The sequence below is a fragment of the Rhodopila sp. genome (genome assembly GCF_965277825.1).
Lineage (GTDB): Bacteria > Pseudomonadota > Alphaproteobacteria > Acetobacterales > Acetobacteraceae > Rhodopila.
Window position 1 is genome coordinate 3,855,080 of the sequence record NZ_OZ255846.1, and the last position, 18,431, is coordinate 3,873,510.

The window sequence follows — 18,431 nt, forward strand, 5'->3', positions numbered from 1 at the left end:
GAAACAGCTTCATGGACACAGCGGTTGTGACCCGGCCCTGCCTGATCGAGGTGAAGGGCTGCCGCCAAGCCTACCACAAGGATGCCAACGCCGACCTGGTGGTGCTGGACGATGTCAACCTGACGCTGCACGAGGGCGAGATCGTCGCCCTGCTGGGTCGCTCGGGGTCCGGCAAATCGACGCTGCTGCGGATCGTTTCGGGCCTTTTGAAGCCGACCGCCGGCAGCGTGACCTGGCGCGGCAAGCAGGTCGACGGCCCGACCGACGGCGTGGCCATGGTGTTCCAGAGCTTCGCCCTGTTCCCCTGGCTGACGGTGCAGGAAAACGTCGAGATCGGCCTGCAGGCGCGCAGCGTTCCGCGCGCTCGGCGCGAGACGCTGTCGGAGGCGGCGATCGACATGATCGGCCTGGGCGGGTTCGAGAACGCGTATCCGAAGGAATTGTCCGGCGGCATGCGCCAGCGCGTCGGGCTGGCTCGGGCGCTGGTGGTGCATCCCGACCTGCTGCTGATGGACGAGCCGTTCAGCGCGCTGGACGTGCTGACCGCCGAGACCCTGCGCACCGACCTGATCGACCTGTGGATGGACGGCAAGCTGCCGGTGAAGTCGGTGCTGATGGTCACCCACAACATTGAGGAGGCGGTGCTGATGTGCGACCGCATCCTGGTGTTCCAGTCGAACCCAGGCCGGGTGGCGAACGAGCTGAAAGTGCCGTTCCCGCATCCGCGCAACCGTCTGGACGAGGATTTCCGCCAGATGGTGGACGATATCTACGGCATCATGACGCGGCGTCCGCCGGTCGGGCCGAAAACCGCCACCGCCGTGCCGGTCTCGCCGCTGGCAACGCCGCTGCCGAAGGTCGGCACCAACATCATGTCGGGCCTGATGGAGACCCTGGCGACGGAACCCTATGAGGGCCGCGCCGATTTGCCTGCGCTGGCCAATTCGCTGCAATACGAGGTCGACGACCTGCTGCCGCTGGGCGAGACGCTGCAATTGCTGCGCTTCGCGGTGCTGGAGGAAGGCGACATCGCGTTGACCGACCTCGGCCGCGGTTTCGTCGAGGCCGACACCGACGAGCGCAAGCGGATTTTTGGCAATGCGCTGCGCCAGCACGTGCCGCTGGTGGCCATGATCCGCCAGGTGCTAGACGAGCGCTGGAACCACCGCGCCTCGGCGGTGCGGTTCCGCGACGAACTGGAGGATCACATGTCGCCGGATTATGCCGAGGATACCCTGCGCACGGTGGTCGCCTGGGGGCGTTACGCGGAACTTTTCAGTTATGACGAGGAGGCGGAGCAGTTCAGCTTGGAGGATGTCGAGTAGCGGGTTGGGCGGCGGAGTGGCTTCCTTGCGCTCATTTTCCCTAACAAAGTCGGGCGCTCGCGCAAATGCGCGAGTCCGCTTGGGGCCTCGGAGATTATACTCTAACCTGCGGCCCGCGCTTCCCGCTTGCGTTTGTGCATGCATATTGCCCGTCGTGCCAGGCCGGCTGCCGATGGGCATCCGTCGTTTCTGGCGCACGATGCATCCGCTGGTTCAGCGTCACTTTCGTAGCGTCGCGATCACGGCGCCATTCTGGCTGCAAATACACAATGTGTCATGGCTAGTCTAATCACGGCGCCGCAGACCGATTCAGGGCACCCATAAAATATCCGGTATTTGAAAAACGCCTGACAGGACAAGCAATACGAACCCAATTTTGCGGAAATATTGTTTAGCCATGGCGTCGTGCGATTGTTCTCGTAGCAGGAATATTTGCTTGTGAAGCCATCGTCTTGCCCCTCTGAAGGTGTATGCCAAACTGCAAGGGGGAACCACGGCGTAGGCAACGCCTCCTAGGAGTTGCCAAGCGAGGCGATACGGGTTGGGCGAATGCTGGTCTATATTCCAGGCGGCAAAACAGATAACCGCCCCCGAAAGGACGCTAAAGAAGCTTGCAATCAGGATTGCCTCCCAGTCACTCTTGGCTAAGTTTGGTGTCCGACCTGCTGCCTCAATGCCATTCGCAAGAAGTGTTGCCTCATCGGGCGCCAAGCTAGTCTCCCAATAAAGAACAGCGGCGCCGCATATGCCGAGTAAGAGTCCCAGGTATGTAAGCCCTCTTGTAAAGCCCGGCCGAAATAAACCTATGCCAAGGAAAGACGCTACCCAGACACAAGAAAGGAAGTTGCGGATTCGGGGCGGAAAAGTGCCGGGACGATTGATATTACGAGGAACTCTCGAAGCAAGGCTGTGTGGCATACCTTCACCCAACCGAAGCGAAGTCGCATCTGGCGGCTCCGATCACTGTAATTGCTCTGACTACACTCTGCGCTAATTGACATACCTGGCGGCCATGTGCTGAGCGGCGCTGAACCTACGAAACCCGCCCCTCCACCAGTTCCGTCACCACCCCCGGATCGGCCAGCGTCGACACATCCCCCAGGCTGTCGGTCTCGTTGGCGGCGATCTTGCGCAGGATGCGGCGCATGATCTTGCCGCTGCGGGTCTTCGGCAGTGATGGCGCCCACTGGATCGCGTCGGGGCTGGCGATCGCGCCGATCTCGTTGCGCACCCACGCCACCAGTTCCTTGCGCAGCCCGTCCGAGGGCTCGTTGCCGGACCTCAGCGTGACGTAGGCGTAGATGCCCTGGCCCTTGATGTCGTGCGGGAAGCCGACCACCGCCGCCTCGGCCACTTTCGGATGTGCCACCAGCGCGCTTTCCACCTCGGCGGTGCCCATGCGGTGGCCCGAGACGTTGATCACGTCGTCCACCCGACCGGTGATCCACCAGTAGCCGTCGGCGTCGCGCCTGGCGCCGTCGCCGGTGAAATACTTGCCCTTGAAGGTAGAGAAGTAGGTCTGCACGAAGCGTTCGTGGTCGCCGAACACGGTGCGCATCTGCCCGGGCCAACTGTCGGTCAGGCACAGATTACCCTCGGCGGCGCCGGTCAGTTCGCGCCCGTCAGCGTCCACCAGCATGGGCTTAACGCCGGGCAGCGGTAGCGTCGCGCTGCCAGGCTTCAGTGCGGTGGCGCCGGGCAGCGGGCTGATCAGGATGCCGCCGGTTTCGGTCTGCCACCAGGTATCGACCACCGGGCAGCGTTGGTCGCCGACCACGCGGTAATACCACATCCAGGCTTCCGGATTGATCGGTTCGCCGACGGTGCCGAGGATGCGCAGGCTGCTGCGGGCGTGCTGATTAACGGGTGCGTCGCCCTCGCGCATCAGCGCGCGGATCGCGGTGGGGGCGGTGTAGAAGATGTTGACCTTGTGCTTGTCCACCACTTGCCAGAAGCGGCCGGCGTCGGGGTAGTTCGGCACGCCCTCGAACATCAGCGTGGTGGCGCCGTTGGCCAGCGGGCCGTATACGATATAGGTGTGCCCGGTCACCCAGCCGACATCGGCGGTGCACCAGTAGATTTCGCCGGGTTTGTAGTCGAACACCAGTTGGTGGGTGAAGCTGGCCCAGACCATGTAGCCGCCGGTGGTGTGCAGCACGCCCTTCGGCTTGCCGGTGCTGCCCGAGGTATACAGGATGAACAGCGGGTCCTCGGCACCCATCTCGGCCGGCGGACAGTCGGGCGAGGCGGCGGCCAGGACCGTAGTGTAATCGTGGTCGCGGCCGCGCTGCATCTGGATATCGGCCCCGGTTACCTTCACCACCAGCACGGTCTTGACGTCCGGGCACTGTTTCAGCGCCTCGTCCGCATTCGCCTTCAACGCCACCCGCCGGCCGCCGCGGCGACCTTCGTCGGCGGTGATCAGCACCTCGGAGCGGCAGTCCAGAATGCGATTGGCCAGGCTGTCGGGGGAGAAGCCGCCGAACACCACCGAGTGGATGGCGCCGATGCGCGCGCAGGCCAGCATCGCCACCGCCGCCTCGATCACCATCGGCATATAGATCGTCACCCGAGCGCCGCGCTGCACACCCAGCGTCTTCAGCGCATTGGCGCAGCGGCACACCTGTTCGTGCAGTTCGCGGTAAGTGATGGTTTTCTGCGTGTTCGGATCGTCGCCTTCCCAGATGATCGCGACCTGATCGCCGCGCGCCGCCAGATGCGCATCCAGGCACGCGGCCGAGGCGTTCAGCGTGCCGTCCTCATACCAGCGGATCGAAACCTCGCCACCGGACTCGTCGCCGAAGCTGGTATTCTTGATCTTGCTCGGCGGTTTCACCCAGGCGATGCGCTTCGCCTGCTCGGCCCAGAAGGAGTCCGGGGACTTCGACGCGCGATCGTACATCTCCTGGCACTTCGCGGCATTGACGTGGGCACGGGCGGCGATCTCGGGCTTGACCTCGATTTTCTGGTCGGCGGACATAGCGGCGCTCTCCCTTCCTGCCATTTGCGCCGCAGACTAGGTCAGCGCTCAATGGTGCGAAAGCCGCGGGCAGGGCGATCACGCAAAATAGGCGTCCCGGGTGCGCCTCCGAGTCCCTGACCCGGGGCCGATGTCGCCCTGAACTCGATAGGGCCTTACCCGCCGAACTTCGGCGTCCTTGGGAACCCATTCGGCGGCAGCCGCCCGGACGTGCCACGCTCGGCCAGCCAGGACCGCAGATCGGTCTCGGTCCGCAGCCGATCCCCCAGCTTCCAGGTCAGCCCATCGGCGAGGCGGAACACCTTCGCGTCCGACAGGCCGCCGTCCTTGTAGCGCTGCAGGATGACCCCCGACCCGCGCGCCATCTCCGGCACCTGCTCCAGCGGGAATACCAGCAGGCGGCGGTTCTCGCCGATGATCGCGACGTGATCGCCGTCGGCCGGCACGCACAGCGCCGCTTCCTCCTTCGGTTTCAGGTTGAGCACCTGCTTGCCGGTGCGCTTCTCCGCCCCTAGTTCGGCCGCCGGCACGATAAAGCCGCGCCCGGTGTTGGACGCGATCAGATACTTCGACCCCTCGGCGGCGACGAACAGCGCGGTGACGTCATCCTCGTTGGTCAGTTCCGCCAATAGCCGCACCGGCTGGCCGTCGCCGCGGCCGCGCGGCAGGTCGGCGGCCTTCAAGGTGAACGCGCGGCCGTTGGTCGCCAGCAGGGTCAGCCGGTCGGTGGTCTGGCAGGCCAGCAACAAGCGGAGCTTGTCGCCCTCCTTGAACTTCAGCTCACCCGGATCGGCCACCGATCCCTTAATCGCGCGAATCCAGCCCTTGTCGGACAGGATCACGGTGATCGGCTCGCGTTCCACGAACGCATCGGTGTCGAACTCCACCGCCGCCGGCGCGGTGCCAAGTTCGGTGCGCCGGTCGCCCAGTGGACCCGCCCCGAACCGCTTGCGGATGTCCTCGAGCTCCTCGCCGATCCGCACCCAGCGCAGCTTGTCGTTGGCCAGCAGGGTGCGCAGGTCCTTCAGTTCCTTGGAGAGGTTCTTGTGCTCCTTGCGGATCTCCATCTCCTCCAGCTTGCGCAGGCTGCGCAGGCGCATGTTCAGGATTGCCTCGGCCTGCACATCGGACAGGCTGAACCGCTCGATCAGCCGCGGCTTCGGCTGTTCTTCGTCGCGGATGATGCGGATCACCTCGTCCAGATTGAGGTAGACCAGCAGGTAGCCGTCCAACACCTCGAGCCGGCGCTCGATCGCGGCCAGGCGATGGTTCGAGCGGCGCACCAGCACCTCGTGGCGGTGATCCAGCCAGCAGCGCAAGACCTCCGGCAGCGCCATCACCCGCGGCGTGCGGGTCGCATCCAGCACGTTCATGTTGAGCGGAAACCGAGTCTCCAGCGCGGTGGCGCGGAACACCGTCTGCATCAGCACCTCGGGCTCGACGCCGCGGGTCTTCGGTTCCAGCACCAGGCGGATGGTGTCGCTGCTTTCGTCGCGGATGTCGCCCAGCAGCGGCAGCTTCTTGTCCTCCATCAACTGGGCTACCTGCTCGATCAGCCTGGACTTCTGCACCTGGTACGGGATCTCGGTGACGACGATGGTCCAGGTGCCGTGCTTGGCTTTCTCGACCTCCCATTTCGCGCGCAGGCGAAATCCGCCACGGCCGGTCTCGTAGGCGGCCGCGATTGCCGCAGGGTCTTCCACCAGCACCCCGCCGGTGGGAAAATCCGGGCCGGGCATATGGCGCAGCAAGTCGGCGGTCGTCGCTTGCGGATGCTGGATCAGGTGGATCGCCGCGGCACAGATTTCGCCGGCGTTGTGCGGCGGGATCGAGGTCGCCATCCCGACCGCGATGCCGGCCGCGCCGTTCGCCAGCAGGTTCGGGAAGGCGCCCGGCAGGACCACGGGTTCGGCTTCCTCGCCGTCGTAGGTCGGGCGGAAATCCACCGCGTCCTCGTCGATGCCGGCCAGCATCGCCTGCGCCACCAGGGTCAGCCGAGCCTCGGTGTAGCGCATGGCCGCGGGGTTATCGCCGTCGATATTGCCGAAATTGCCCTGGCCCTCGACCAGCGGGTAGCGCGCGGCGAACTCTTGCGCCATGCGCACCATGGCGTCGTAGATCGAGGCATCGCCGTGCGGGTGGTATTTACCCATCACGTCGCCGACGACGCGGGCGCATTTCTTGAAGCCGGCGGTGGGGTCCAGCCGCAACTGGTGCATCGCGTAGATCAGCCGCCGGTGGACCGGCTTCAGCCCATCGCGCACATCGGGCAGCGAGCGCGACATGATAGTCGATAGCGCGTAGGCCAGGTAACGCTCCGACAGCGCGTCCTTCAGTTGGGTTTCCTGGATCAGGCCTGTCAGATCATCCGGCATGGTTGGAAGCGTCGTCCTTCTGCTGGTCCGCCATTTGGGCGACCCGGTCGTACAGCATGCGCCGCGCCTGAGGCAGAGGGCGATACTGGTGGCCGAATGCATCGCGCGTCAGGAAATGTCCGGTCAAGCGCAAACCGTTGCGCCAGTCGCCAGCATCGGTGGTCGCATTGGCCGGCGCGTCGGCAAGCAAAAAACCCGGCAGCGGCAGCAGGCGATCCGCCCAGTCCCCTGCCGCTTCGCGGGTCACCGCCCGTCCGGTCTTCGGCGAGACGTAGGCCAGCCCCTCGGTCCGTCCGGTCACCGCGCAGGCCGAAAGATCCAGGCCGTAGCCGAGGTCGGACAGCACGACGGTTTCCCACCGCACAAGTTCGGCCAGTTCGGCCGCACCCAGCGGCAGGCGCGGGATCAGGCCCAGCATCCCGGCGAAGATCCGCGGCAACGGCTCGCGCTCCGGCAGCGCGCCCTCGGCGACGGCGCAGATCGCGCTCAGCATCGCCAGCGGCGCCGCCTCGACCATCGCCTGCGCCGCGCCGGCGTGGATCAGTTCGCCGGTGAAGCTGCCAAGCTGATCCGAAAGCCGAGCGGTCCACTGCACCTGCACCATGTTGCCGGGCTGCCATGTCGCGGCCTTGCCGCGCGAGGCGCCGCCGCGCGCCAAGGCGCGATGCAGCCCAAACGCCTCGGTGATGACCGTGGCGATCGCATCGCCCTCGCCGTAAGGCCTGATCGCCAGGATGATCGCCGGCGCGTCCCATTCCATGCCGGCGGTTTACCCCGGATATGGGCGGCGCGCCATGCGACGGGCATCGGATGCCAAATTTCGGTTCCGCCGGGATGCCGCCGAATCAGTCGATGGCGTCGCCGACGGCATGAATTGGCTTGCCAAGGGGTTTGCCGACCACAGGCACCGCCTGTACCGCGTCACCGGTCACCCGGAAGGGGAACGCGACCACGCCGCAACCGCTCAAAAAAGTAAGGACCATCAAGCAAAGGGCCAACCGCACAACGGGTTCCTCCTGGCAGGACATGTAAGTCAGCCAGGCGCGGGATCAACCTGTCGCGGCGGCGTGGCCAGATGGGCAGTCGATGCAACGCCGCTCGAGGTGACATCGCCAAGCGCCAGCCGCTGCTCGCTTCAATCTCGGTCACGTCGGTTCGCTCGCGTCAGCCGTGGGCGGCTTCGAACGGGCAACCATGGCTTCAGCAAAATCGGATCGCTTCCGACCCCATCGTTCCAGATCACGCCGTAACTCAGTAAGCAACGCGATTGTCCGTGCCGCCGGTCGGGTTCAGCCGGCGACGAGCAAAAGGTTGACCTCTCCGAGCGACGGGCAACGATCGCGATCCAGCAGCATGGCGTAGGCTTCACGTTCCCAGTCGCCGTCCGCCGGAGCCAGCGGGTCGGCGGCCTCTACGCGATGTTCCAGGACCAGGCGGCTGACCAGCAGTTTCCTGGCATCGCCACGGTCATGCGCACCTTCCCACGCGAGCACGACCGCGCTGGCGGCGTTGTAGAGCCCGCTCGCCGCCTGCCGGGCCATGTGTTCCCGCGCCGGGTCCCCGGCGACTTGCACGATGAAGCGGAAACTCTTGTCCAGCGCGGTAGCGAGACGTCGGCGAAACGCGTCGGGCAGGTCGGACTCGCCAAGCTTGCCGTTCAGCACCGCGTAGAGGATATCGTGCGCCTTGGCCTTGGACACCGCGCGGCGCACGACATCGATCGCGTTGATGTTGCTGGTGCCTTCCCACAGCACACCGATGTGGGAATCGCGGACCAGCTTGGCGTTGACCCACTCCTCGATATAGCCGTTACCGCCGCGCGTCTCCATCGCCGCCCGAGTGGCCGAAATCGCGTCGCGGCAGGCGCGGAATTTCACCAGCGGGGTCAGGATCCGGATCACCTGGGACGCCTCGTTGGACCCGGCGCGGGCACGGTCCATATAGCCGGCGGCCAGCATCGACAGGGACAAAGCCTGTTCGGCGGGCACCAGGATCTTCATCACCTGGCGGCGCAGCAGCGGATGCCGGATCAGCCGATCGCCGAAGGCGTCGCGGTTGCGCGCGACCTGAAGCGATTCGTGCAGGCAGCGGCGCATCATGCCCGCAGCCCGCACCCCGTGCGACAGGCGCGACATGTTGACCTGCTCCATCATCTGCTTCAGCCCCTGGCCGGCGTCGCCGACCAGGTAGGCTTCGGCGCCCTCCAGCACGATTTCGCAGGTCGCCAGGGATTTCGTCCCCATCTTGTCCTTGATCCGGACGATGCGATACTTGTTGCGTGACCCGTCCGGCAAGTAACGCGGCAGCGCGAACAGCGCGATCCCGCCAGTGCCGCCGCGGGCGCCTTCGGGTCGAGCCAGGATCAGCGCGACATGGGCGTCGGTGTGGGAGGCGAACCACTTGTCGCCGTATAGCCGCCAGACGCCTTGTTCCAGCCGCGCGGTGGTCTCCAGCGAGCCGACGTCCGACCCGCCGGCGCGCTCTGTCATGAACTGCGTGCCCTTCCACAGCGTGGACAGATCGGTCGAGAGCATCTTGGGCAACAGGTAGCTCTTGAGTTCCTCGCTGGCCGAGGCGCGCAACACGTGGATCGTTGCATCGGTAATGCTCAGCGGGCACATCATGCCGAATTCGGACTGAGAAAACAGATACTGGAACACGTACTTCGATGCCTGCGGCGACGGGCGATCCAGTCCGAAGTGGCCGGCGGCGTGGCACATGGCGTGCAGTTTAAAGTCCTCGAAGCCGATCTTCTCCATCTCGCGATAGGCCGGATGATAGATGATGGCATCGAGGTCCTGGCCGAACCGGTCGCGGTGTTCCAGCATCGGCGGATTGCGATCGACGATGCGCGCCAATGTATCGAGGCGCCCGCCCGCCACCCCGCCGAGTTGGCTGAAATAGGGCTCGAAGTGTCGGTAAGTCGCTGCGTCCATGTTGAGGCGCAGCGAGGCGTGCAGGCTGTTGTCGATGTCGTAAAAATTCATTCCGGCGCAGTCAGGCGCGATGTGACCGACCGCTCGGCTTGGCGAAAGCGCCGGTGGGGGCGCCACTCCCGGTGTTTCGTCCGTCTTCCGGCTGAAAAGAAGTTCCGCGGTTGAGGACATTGAGAACTTTCCTTTATTTACCCATTTCGATTAGGGCGAAAATATCGGTCGCTGTCGGGGGCGTCAACGAACGGGCGTCGCAGCCCGGCAGCCGTCCACGCCCGCCATCCGCGAGGTCGAGGCTGCCCGCGCCGCGCTGCTTGATTTCTTATAAGTATTTTGGTGCCGTGCTGTTCACTCGTCCGCTTTGCTGCCTGCCGGGCGTCGGCAGCAAACGGAGCGATCGCTGCCTCACGCCTTGCCGGGATCGTCCAGACCGATCGCGCGCAGCCGAGCGCCCTCCTCGTCCCAGCCCTTGCGCTCCTTGACGTTGAGGAACAGATGCACCGGACGATCCAGCAGCAACCCCAGATCCTGCCGCGCGCGCGCACCGATGGCTTTGATCTTGCTGCCCTTCTCGCCGATCAGGATGGCTTTGTGCCCCGGCCGCGACACATAGACGGTGACCTCGATCCGCACTGACCCATCCTTGCGGTCCTTGAACGACTCGGTCTCGACCGTGGCGCCATACGGCACCTCCTCGTGGGTCTGCATGAAGATCTGCTCACGCACCGTCTCAGCGGCCAGCAGCCGATCGGGCAGGTCGGTCAGATCATCTTCCGGAAACAGCCACGGCTCTTCCGGCACCACCGCCGCCAGCGCGTCGGCCAGAAGCCGTACGCCGTCACCGGTCTCGGCGCTGACCATGAAGCTCTCCTCGAACCGCGCCAGCGCACCCAGCGAGGCGGTCAACGGCAGCAGTGAGGGCGGCGTCACCAGGTCGGTCTTGTTCAGCACCAGCCAGCAGCGTCTTCCCGAAGCACCCAGCCGTTCGGCGATTCCGCGTACGTCGTCGCGCAACCCCGAGCGGGCATCGACCAGCAGCATGGTGACGTCGGCGTCAGCCGCTCCGGTCCAGGCCGCCGCCACCATCGCTCGGTCCAGCTTCCGTTTCGGGCGGAAGATGCCGGGCGTGTCGACCAGCAGCACCTGTGATTCCGCCCGCATCAGGATGCCGAGGACGCGGAATCGCGTGGTCTGCGCCTTCGGCGAGACGATTGATAGTTTGGCCCCGGTCAGGCGGTTCATCAGGGTTGATTTGCCGGCATTCGGCGCGCCGACGATGGCGACGTAGCCACATTTTTGCCGCGGCGGCGCGGTCACGCGAGCGGCCCAAGCGGCGGCGTCATCACGCCAGGCCTGCGGCAACGGCGTAGTCACGCCAGGCCTCGCGGCAACGGCGTAGTCGCGCCAGGGCTCGCGGCAACAGCGTCCTCATCCCGGCAACCGGACCAGCAACGCGTCAGCGGCCAGTTGTTCGGCCGCGCGCTTGCTGCCGGCGGTGCCGTTGGCCTCGACCCCGCCCACGCTGACGGTGACGGTGAAGGCCGGCGCATGCGGCGGCCCGGAACGGGCGGCGATTTCGTATACCGGCAGATCCTTGCCGCGCTTCTGCGCCCATTCCTGCAGCGCCGTCTTGGCGTCCTTCGGCGGATCGGCCTGATCGACCATCGCATGATACCAGGCTCGGCGCACGAAATCGCGGGCCGCGTCCAACCCGCCATCCAGGTAGAGCGCGCCCAGCGCGGCCTCCAGCGCGTCGGCCAGAACCGTTGCCCGCTTGGCGACGCCGGCCCTGGCCTCTCCCGGCGAGACCGACAGCACCGCGGCCATACCGACCGTCTCGGCCACCGAAGCCAGCACCGGCTGTGATACCAGATAGGCCAGCCGCCGTCCCAGATCGCCTTCCTGTTCGCGCGGGAAGCGTTCGGCGAGCCATTCCGCGATGGTCAGCCCCAGCACGCGGTCACCGATGAATTCCAGGCGTTCGTTGGATGCATTTGTGTCCGCAGCGCGCCCTCGGCCGCTGCCCTGCGCCGCCGAACGATGGGTCAACGCCTCCCGCAGCAGGTCCGGACGCTTGAATTCGTGGCCGAGCACAGATGCGAAGGACTGGCTCATTCAATGAATGGGTTTAAGCAGGCGGCTCCAGCGGATCTCGGACGGCCACTCCCAGAATTCCCACCAGGGGTATTCGGCATCGATCGAGAAAAACAGGATTTCCGCCCGTCCCACCAGGTTCTCTGTCGGCACGAAACCGACGCCATCCATGAAGCGGCTGTCGGCACTGTTGTCGCGGTTGTCGCCCATGGCGAACAGGTGACCCGGCGGCACGACGTATTCCGGGGTGTTGTTGACCCAGCCGTCGTCACGCTCTTTCAGGATTTCATGCTTCACCCCGTTCGGCAGGGTTTCCATGTAGAGCTTGCGCACCATTCTGACGCCGTTATCGTCGGTGGTGTAATCGCCCTCGGGCTGGCGCGGGCAAAGCTGGCCGTTGATAAACAGCTGACCCTGCTTGACCTGGATGCGGTCGCCCGGCAGCCCGACGATGCGCTTGATATAGTCGATCGACGTGTCGTGCGGGTATTTGAACACCACCACGTCGCCGCGCTTCGGCAGCGAGCCGAAGATGCGGCCCGAGAACAGCGGCGGCGCGAACGGCAACGAGTAGGTGGAATAGCCGTAGCTGTATTTCGCCACGAACAGGTAGTCCCCGACCAGCAGCGTCGGGATCATGCTGCCGGACGGGATGTTGAACGGCTCGAATGCCACGGTGCGTACGCCGATGGCGATCAGCCCGGCATAGATGATGGTCTTGATGTTCTCGACCCAGGCGTTGGACTGGCGTCGGGGTTTCGCCTTGGTGGTCGCCATGTGGGCAACGGACTTTCAGTGTCGTTGAATGACGCGCAGCGGGTGTTCCATGGCGATAGGCGCCAAGAGTGGTCTGGGGGACGTCACGGTTTGCCGATGTGCACCGGACTCCACGGTGCGCAAGCTGAAGCAATCGAGCGGATCAAGCCCACCCGGTCCAACCCTGTCAAGGAACCGTGTGAGGTGCCGGGATAGCGGAGATAATCACCTGGGCATAGGCATAGGGATATTCGTCGGTCATGGTCAGATGCACCTGGGCCGTCATGCCCGGCGGGGTGATCGCGGCCAACCGGTCGGCCGACCCGCCGGACAGTTGCAGCGTCGGTTGGCCGGTGGGCAGATTGACCACGCCGAGGTCGGAGAAGAACACCCCGCGGCGGAAACCGGTGCCCAGCGCCTTGGCCGCCGCCTCCTTCGCCGCGAACCGCTTGGCGAAGGTGGCGGCCCGGATCTTTTCCGTCCGTCGCATCGCCTTCGACCGTTCGGTCTCGGTAAACACGCGCTCGAGGAAGCGCGCGCCGTGACGCTCGATGGCCTTTTCGATGCGGCGGATGTCACAGATATCGGACCCGATGCCGATGATCACGGCGCAGCCTCCGGCAAGGTCGGGCCGGGCGCGGCGAACCCCAGCACGGCGAACCCGGCCCCGGCGAACCCCGGCGCGGCGAACCCGGGTGCGGTAAACCGGATCAGGGCCGCACCTGACCGCAACCGGTGACGAGATAGCGGTAGGTCGTCAACTGCTCCAACCCGACCGGTCCGCGGGCGTGGATGTGTCCGGTGGCGATGCCGATCTCGGCGCCGAAGCCGAACTCGCCGCCGTCGCAGAACTGGGTGGAGGCGTTCCACAGCGCCACCGCGCTGTTCACCCCATGCAGAAACTGCCGGGCCGCCGCCGCGTCCTCGGTCACGATCGCATCGGTGTGCTCGCTGCCGTGGGTCGCGATGTGGGCCAGCGCCGCCTGCACGCCATCGACCACCGCCACCGATAGCACCGCGTCCAGCCACTCGGTGTCGAAGTCGCCTAGCGATGCCGGGGGCAGCCACGCCACCACCTCGCGTGCCGCCGCATCGGCGCGGAACGCGCATCCCAGGGCGCGCAGATCCTCGACCAGGATCGGCAGCAGCGACCCGGCCATCGCGCGGTCGATCAGCAGCGTCTCGGTCGCCCCGCACACCCCGGTGCGCCGCATCTTGGCATTCGCCAGGATGCGCCGGGCCATCGCCGGGTCGGCCGCCGCATGCACGTAGGTGTGGTTCAGCCCCTCGGCGTGGGCCAGCACCGGCACCCTGGCCTCCCGCTGCACCCGTTCGACCAGCGACCTGCCGCCGCGCGGGATGATCAGGTCGAGCTGCCCGGCGGCCGCCAGCATCGCCGCTACATAGGACCGGTCGGCGTTCGGCGCCACCTGGACGCACGCTTCCGGCAGTCCGGACCCTGCCAACCCTCGCCGCAGCGCCGCATTGATCGCCTGAGCGCTACGCTCGCTGTCGGAACCGCCACGCAGGATCACCGCGTTGCCGGATTTGACACAGAGTGCCGAGGCATCGGCGGCGACGTTGGGGCGGCTTTCGTAGATCATGCCGATCACCCCGATCGGTGTGGCGATGCGCTGGATGCGCAGCCCGTTCGGCCGCGTCCAGTCCGCCAGCACCCGGTTCAGCGGGTCGGGCAGGGCCGCCACATGCTCCAGCCCGGCCGCCATCGCCTCGATCCGCGCCTCGCTCAGCGTCAGCCGGTCCAGGAAGGCAGCGGAGCCGTTGTATGCCGCCACGTCGGCCGCGTTGGCTGCCAGGATCTCCCGCATGCCGTCGCGCAGGGCGTCGGCCATCGCCGCCAGCGCGCGATCGCGCGCTGCCGCACTGCTGCGCGCCAGGACATGGCCCGCGGCGCGCGCCGCACCGGCCGCCACCTTCAGGTGCTCGATCGCTTCCATCGCGCCAATGTGCCCAATAAACGGTCAGCTTGCCAGTCTCCTATCCCACCTTTCGGTTGACCAAGCCATGTTCCGCGCGCTGCCCTGTCTGACGGACCGGAGTAAACCAATGACCACGGGCTCAATCGTCGCGCGCCTCGACCGGCTGCCGCCGTCGCGCTATTTCGTGCAACTCGTCGCCCTGATCGCCATCGGCGGCTGGTTCGAGTTCTACGAATTCGCCATGCCGGGCGGCATATCGCTGGGTTTGACCAGGACCATCTTCACCACCAACGCCGCTGGCCTGCTGGCCTGGAACAGCTTCGCCAGTTTCCTCGCCGCGTTCTTCCTCGGCATGTTCGTCGGCGCGTTCGTGTTCAGTTGGGTGTCCGATCGGTTCGGCCGCCGCGCCACCTTTACCTGGTCGATGCTGGCGTACTCGATCGCCATCTTCCTGACCGCGTTGCAGAGTTCCGCCGTTATCATCGACGTGCTCCGGTTCATCGCCGGTTTCGGCATCAGCGTGCAATTGATCAACAACGACTCGTTCATCGCGGAGATCACGCCGCGGCGCTGGCGTGGCCGCTACATGGCGTTCAGCATCCTGATCGTGCTGACCTCGGGGCCGGTGGCGCTGTTGCTGTCATGGCTGCTGGTGCCGCAGCGGATCCTGGGCCTGGATGGCTGGCGCTGGGTAGTGATCGTCGGGGCGCTGGGCGGGGTTGTGGTGCTGTTCATCCGCCGCAACCTGCCGGAATCGCCGCGCTGGCTACAGAGTCGCGGCCGCCACGCCGAGGCCGACGCCGCGATGGCGCGGATGGAGGCAAGGGTGCGCGCGGAACTTGGCCGCGACCTGCCTGCCCCCGATCCGCAGCATCTCGACCCCGTGCTAACGCGCGGGTCGTGGACCGAGATGTTCGCCCCGGCCTATCGGCGCCGCACCATCATGCTGTCGTTGTTCCAATTCTGCCAGACCATCGCGGCGTTCGGCTTCATCACCTGGGTGCCGATCATGCTGGTCCGCCAGGGCTTCGCCATTGCCCACTCCCTGGCGTTCACCGCGACGATGACCCTGCTGGCCCCGGTCGGTGCCGCGCTGGGGTTGTTCTTCGCCGAACGGTTCGAGCGCAAGTGGCAACTGGTCGGAACGGCGATCGGCATCGGCGTGTTCGGATTGCTGTTCTCGCAGGCGCGATCCAATGGGTCGATCCTGTTGTGCGGGGCGTGCGTGTCGCTATGCACCAACTGGCTGGTGGCGATTTTCCATCCCTACGCGGCGGAGCTGTTCCCCACCCGGATGCGCGCCCAGGCGGTCGGGTTCACCTTCAGTTGGAGCCGGATCAGCTCGATCCTGGTGGGCTACGCGGTCACCTTTCTGCTGGCGGCGTACGGCACCATGGGGGTGTTCACCATGATCGCCATCGCCATGCTGGTGATCGTGCTGGCGGTCGGGATCCTGGGACCGACCAGCAACCGGCAAAGCCTGGAGGTGTTGTCGCGATAACGCCGCGGCTGGCTCGGTTTGACAGCAGGATCGCAAACAGCATGATCGCGGCCAGTAAAAGGTCTCCAGGCGACGGTTCACCCACCCGCCTCGGAGTTTGGTCCGGCTGCTCGGCTGAGTACTTGCTGCCCACTGCCAAGAAGCCCACTGCCAAGAAGTCAACTGGCAAGAGCGAGGAAACAACAATGGACGCACCGGTCAATATCGACCCCTCCAGCCCCGCCTATACAACGAAGCCCGACAAGTTCGACGTCTCCGATCCCAAGCTGTACCAGGACGACGCCTGGCGCCCCTACTTCGAGCGGCTGCGGCGCGAGGACCCGATCCATTATGTGCCCGACAGTCCGTACGGCCCGTACTGGGCGGTGTCGCGCTACCAGGACATCATGCACTGCGAGGTGCACCACGAGGTGTTCTCGAACGAGATCGGCGGCATCCAGATCGAGGACCAGCCTGCCGACATGCAGCGCCCCAGCTTCATCCGCATGGACCCGCCGAAGCATGACGAACAGCGCAAGGTGGCCAGCCCGATCGTCGCGCCGGCCAATCTGGCCAACATGGAACCGCTGATCCGCGAACGCACCCGCCTGGTGCTGGACGCGCTGCCGCGCAACCAGACCTTCGATTGGGTGCAGGAGGTCTCGATCAAGCTGACCACGATGATGCTGGCCACGCTGTTCGACTTCCCGTTCGAGGAGCGCGCCAAGCTGACCTACTGGTCCGACGTGGCGATCTGCAACGTCAACGCCCCCGAATCACCAGTGCATTCCGAGGCGGAACGTTTCGCCGAACTGAAGAACATGGCCGAGTCTATCGGCCGGCTGTTCAACGAGCGTCGCGGCCAGCCGCCGAAATTCGACCTGCTGTCGATGCTGGCGCACGGCGCCGCGACGCGCGACATGCCGCTGAAGGAATTCATGGGCAACCTGGCGCTGCTGATCGTCGGCGGCAACGACACCACCCGCAACTCGATGTCCGGCGGCTTGCTGGCGCTGAACCAGTTCCCCGCCGAATATGACAAGCTGCGGGGCAATCCCGGCCTGATCGACGGCATGGTGTCGGAGATCATCCGCTGGCAGACGCCGGTGATCCATATGCGCAGAACGACCTCCAAAGATACGCAACTGGACGGCAAGCAGATCAAGGCCGGGGACAAGGTGGTGATGTGGTATATCTCCGGCAATCGTGATCCCGAGGCGATCGACAATCCCGACAGCTTCATCATCGACCGGGCCCGACCGCGCCAGCATTTGTCGTTCGGCTTCGGCATTCATCGCTGTGTCGGCAACCGGCTGGCCGAGCTGCAGTTGAAGATCCTGTGGCAGGAGCTGTTGCCGCGATTCCCGAGCATCGAGGTAGTGGGGGATGCGGAACGGGTCTACTCGAATTTCATCCGGGGGATTCGTTCGATGCCGGTGCGGATTCCGGGCTGAGGGGGCGCGTCAGCACTCCTGAAGACCTCCGGAGACAGTGGAGGCGGCATCTCAGAACATGATCCATGCACGATCGCGATCGGCCGCTCGTCGGCAATAGGTGTGACTCTGCAATAGGTGTGACACACATCGAACTAAAACAAAGAATGACCTACCTCGAAGACCTCAACCGCAAACCGCTCATCCATAGCTGGACCTAAAAGATCGGCTAGGCGGCGTGATAAGGGTCGATCTAGGGAGACGCTCTGCTACGCCACCGCGCCACCCGAAAGGTCCGAGGTCTTGCGCTGCAAGCTTGCCAGCAGCGCACCGCCACCGCCGCTCGACAACAGGTGGCGGAAGTCGGACCGCTGCACCGCCACCCGGCTGATCGAACCCGCCGCCAGCACGTCCACGATTTTCCACCCTGATCCCGTCTGCTGCATCACATAATCCAGCTCGGTCGGATCGCCGCTCACCGGCTGGATGCGGCTCTGCACCACCAACCTGCCGGCGCCAACGTCGCGCGTCCGCGGCAGCACGCTGAAGCTCTGGCCAGAGTAATGGTCGAAATTGGCGACATAACTGGCCACAGTGTAGCGCCGGAACGCATCCAGCAGGCTGCCGCGTTGCGGCGCCGGCAGGCTGGCCCAGGCCGGCCCCACCGAGACCGACAGCACCGCCGGCAGGTCGAACGCCAGATCCACCGCCGGCTCCAGCGCCTCGAAGCGTTGGCCAAAGTCAGCCCGAGCGCCGACCTTCATCGTGCTCAGCAGCGCAGCGTTGAATTGCTTGATCGTGGCGATCGCGTCCGCCGGCGAGCTCTCGGCGGCGGCCGGCTGCGCCACGGACAATGTCGCCAACGGCAGCGCCATGACCGCCAGCATCCCCACCACCCCGCGCCGGCCCACCACCGTGGCGACACTGGCTTCTGCATGGCTAAACATGGCTAGATCCTTGTTGACTCAAGATCACCGGTCCGACACCGACGCGAAAACCAACCGCGCTCTGATCGTACCACCGTGATCGCGATGGTTAGGCCCGTCCGCCGTCTCCAGGACGGCACGGCAAGCCGCACCCCTGGGCCAGCCCCGGGCGTGACCCTGAAATGGACC

At 65.6% G+C, this 18,431-nt stretch carries 15 protein-coding genes; 3 read left to right on the top strand and 12 right to left on the bottom strand.

Annotated features, from left to right (window positions below):
• The first annotated feature begins 11 nt into the window (after positions 1–11).
• Positions 12–1,325, top strand: a complete 1,314-nt coding sequence (locus ACQY4T_RS18820; protein ID WP_428533839.1) for an AAA-associated domain-containing protein — start codon at positions 12–14, stop codon at positions 1,323–1,325.
• Between the two features lie 309 nt (positions 1,326–1,634).
• Here ACQY4T_RS18820 and ACQY4T_RS18825 read toward each other — a convergent pair whose 3' ends face one another.
• The 11 genes from ACQY4T_RS18825 to ACQY4T_RS18875 form a co-directional block, all read right to left on the bottom strand.
• A complete protein-coding gene (locus ACQY4T_RS18825; protein WP_428533841.1) occupies positions 1,635–2,036 on the bottom strand; it encodes a hypothetical protein in 402 nt (133 codons plus the stop codon).
• A 322-nt stretch (positions 2,037–2,358) separates the two neighbouring features.
• Positions 2,359–4,305, bottom strand: a complete 1,947-nt coding sequence (gene acs / locus ACQY4T_RS18830) for an acetate--CoA ligase (protein ID WP_428533843.1) — start codon at positions 4,303–4,305, stop codon at positions 2,359–2,361.
• A 155-nt stretch (positions 4,306–4,460) separates the two neighbouring features.
• Positions 4,461–6,680 carry a DNA topoisomerase IV subunit A gene (gene parC, locus ACQY4T_RS18835; protein ID WP_428533845.1) on the bottom strand — a complete coding sequence of 740 codons (2,220 nt, stop codon included), beginning with the start codon at positions 6,678–6,680 and terminating at the stop codon, positions 4,461–4,463.
• Positions 6,670–7,440 carry a DNA repair protein RecO gene (recO, locus tag ACQY4T_RS18840; RefSeq protein ID WP_428533847.1) on the bottom strand — a complete coding sequence of 257 codons (771 nt, stop codon included), beginning with the start codon at positions 7,438–7,440 and terminating at the stop codon, positions 6,670–6,672. Before recO ends, parC begins: the two co-directional genes overlap by 11 nt.
• 85 nt (positions 7,441–7,525) lie before the next feature.
• Positions 7,526–7,708 carry a DUF6726 family protein gene (locus ACQY4T_RS18845; protein WP_428533849.1) on the bottom strand — a complete coding sequence of 61 codons (183 nt, stop codon included), beginning with the start codon at positions 7,706–7,708 and terminating at the stop codon, positions 7,526–7,528.
• 261 nt (positions 7,709–7,969) lie between these two features.
• Positions 7,970–9,787 (bottom strand): acyl-CoA dehydrogenase family protein, encoded by a 1,818-nt coding sequence (locus tag ACQY4T_RS18850; protein WP_428533851.1) that lies wholly within the window; start codon positions 9,785–9,787, stop codon positions 7,970–7,972.
• A 231-nt stretch (positions 9,788–10,018) separates the two neighbouring features.
• Positions 10,019–10,930: a GTPase Era gene (gene era, locus ACQY4T_RS18855; RefSeq protein ID WP_428542983.1), complete on the bottom strand. Its 912-nt coding sequence runs from the start codon at positions 10,928–10,930 to the stop codon at positions 10,019–10,021.
• 111 nt (positions 10,931–11,041) lie between these two features.
• Positions 11,042–11,728 carry a ribonuclease III gene (gene rnc / locus ACQY4T_RS18860; RefSeq protein ID WP_428533853.1) on the bottom strand — a complete coding sequence of 229 codons (687 nt, stop codon included), beginning with the start codon at positions 11,726–11,728 and terminating at the stop codon, positions 11,042–11,044.
• On the bottom strand, positions 11,729–12,484 hold the full coding sequence (lepB, locus tag ACQY4T_RS18865) for a signal peptidase I (protein WP_428533855.1): 756 nt from the start codon (positions 12,482–12,484) through the stop codon (positions 11,729–11,731).
• Positions 12,485–12,650: 166 nt separating this feature from the next.
• Positions 12,651–13,070 carry a holo-ACP synthase gene (acpS, locus tag ACQY4T_RS18870; RefSeq protein WP_428533857.1) on the bottom strand — a complete coding sequence of 140 codons (420 nt, stop codon included), beginning with the start codon at positions 13,068–13,070 and terminating at the stop codon, positions 12,651–12,653.
• Between the two features lie 103 nt (positions 13,071–13,173).
• Positions 13,174–14,421, bottom strand: a complete 1,248-nt coding sequence (locus ACQY4T_RS18875; protein ID WP_428533859.1) for a glutamate-5-semialdehyde dehydrogenase — start codon at positions 14,419–14,421, stop codon at positions 13,174–13,176.
• Positions 14,422–14,530: 109 nt separating this feature from the next.
• On the opposite strand from ACQY4T_RS18875, the gene ACQY4T_RS18880 reads away from it, so the two are divergent.
• Both ACQY4T_RS18880 and ACQY4T_RS18885 read left to right on the top strand, forming a co-directional pair.
• Positions 14,531–15,904: an MFS transporter gene (locus tag ACQY4T_RS18880; RefSeq protein ID WP_428533861.1), complete on the top strand. Its 1,374-nt coding sequence runs from the start codon at positions 14,531–14,533 to the stop codon at positions 15,902–15,904.
• A gap of 185 nt (positions 15,905–16,089) precedes the next feature.
• Positions 16,090–17,337 (top strand): cytochrome P450, encoded by a 1,248-nt coding sequence (locus ACQY4T_RS18885; RefSeq protein ID WP_428533863.1) that lies wholly within the window; start codon positions 16,090–16,092, stop codon positions 17,335–17,337.
• A 248-nt stretch (positions 17,338–17,585) separates the two neighbouring features.
• On the opposite strand, the gene ACQY4T_RS18890 is transcribed toward ACQY4T_RS18885, so the two are convergent.
• Entirely contained in the window at positions 17,586–18,263 is a 678-nt protein-coding gene (locus ACQY4T_RS18890; RefSeq protein WP_428533865.1) for an ABC transporter substrate-binding protein, read from the bottom strand.
• Positions 18,264–18,431 lie beyond the last annotated feature (168 nt).

Bases quoted from the DNA above. Each gene is read 5' to 3' on its own strand.
- ACQY4T_RS18880 (WP_428533861.1), top strand. From the start codon at position 14,531: ATGACCACGGGCTCAATCGTCGCGCGCCTCGACCGGCTGCCGCCGTCG.
- recO (WP_428533847.1), bottom strand. From the start codon at position 7,440: ATGGAATGGGACGCGCCGGCGATCATCCTGGCGATCAGGCCTTACGGC.
- parC (WP_428533845.1), bottom strand. From the start codon at position 6,680: ATGCCGGATGATCTGACAGGCCTGATCCAGGAAACCCAACTGAAGGAC.
- rnc (WP_428533853.1), bottom strand. From the start codon at position 11,728: ATGAGCCAGTCCTTCGCATCTGTGCTCGGCCACGAATTCAAGCGTCCG.
- ACQY4T_RS18875 (WP_428533859.1), bottom strand. From the start codon at position 14,421: ATGGAAGCGATCGAGCACCTGAAGGTGGCGGCCGGTGCGGCGCGCGCC.
- lepB (WP_428533855.1), bottom strand. From the start codon at position 12,484: ATGGCGACCACCAAGGCGAAACCCCGACGCCAGTCCAACGCCTGGGTC.
- ACQY4T_RS18890 (WP_428533865.1), bottom strand. From the start codon at position 18,263: ATGTTTAGCCATGCAGAAGCCAGTGTCGCCACGGTGGTGGGCCGGCGC.
- ACQY4T_RS18845 (WP_428533849.1), bottom strand. From the start codon at position 7,708: ATGTCCTGCCAGGAGGAACCCGTTGTGCGGTTGGCCCTTTGCTTGATG.
- ACQY4T_RS18820 (WP_428533839.1), top strand. From the start codon at position 12: ATGGACACAGCGGTTGTGACCCGGCCCTGCCTGATCGAGGTGAAGGGC.
- ACQY4T_RS18885 (WP_428533863.1), top strand. From the start codon at position 16,090: ATGGACGCACCGGTCAATATCGACCCCTCCAGCCCCGCCTATACAACG.
- acs (WP_428533843.1), bottom strand. From the start codon at position 4,305: ATGTCCGCCGACCAGAAAATCGAGGTCAAGCCCGAGATCGCCGCCCGT.
- ACQY4T_RS18850 (WP_428533851.1), bottom strand. From the start codon at position 9,787: ATGTCCTCAACCGCGGAACTTCTTTTCAGCCGGAAGACGGACGAAACA.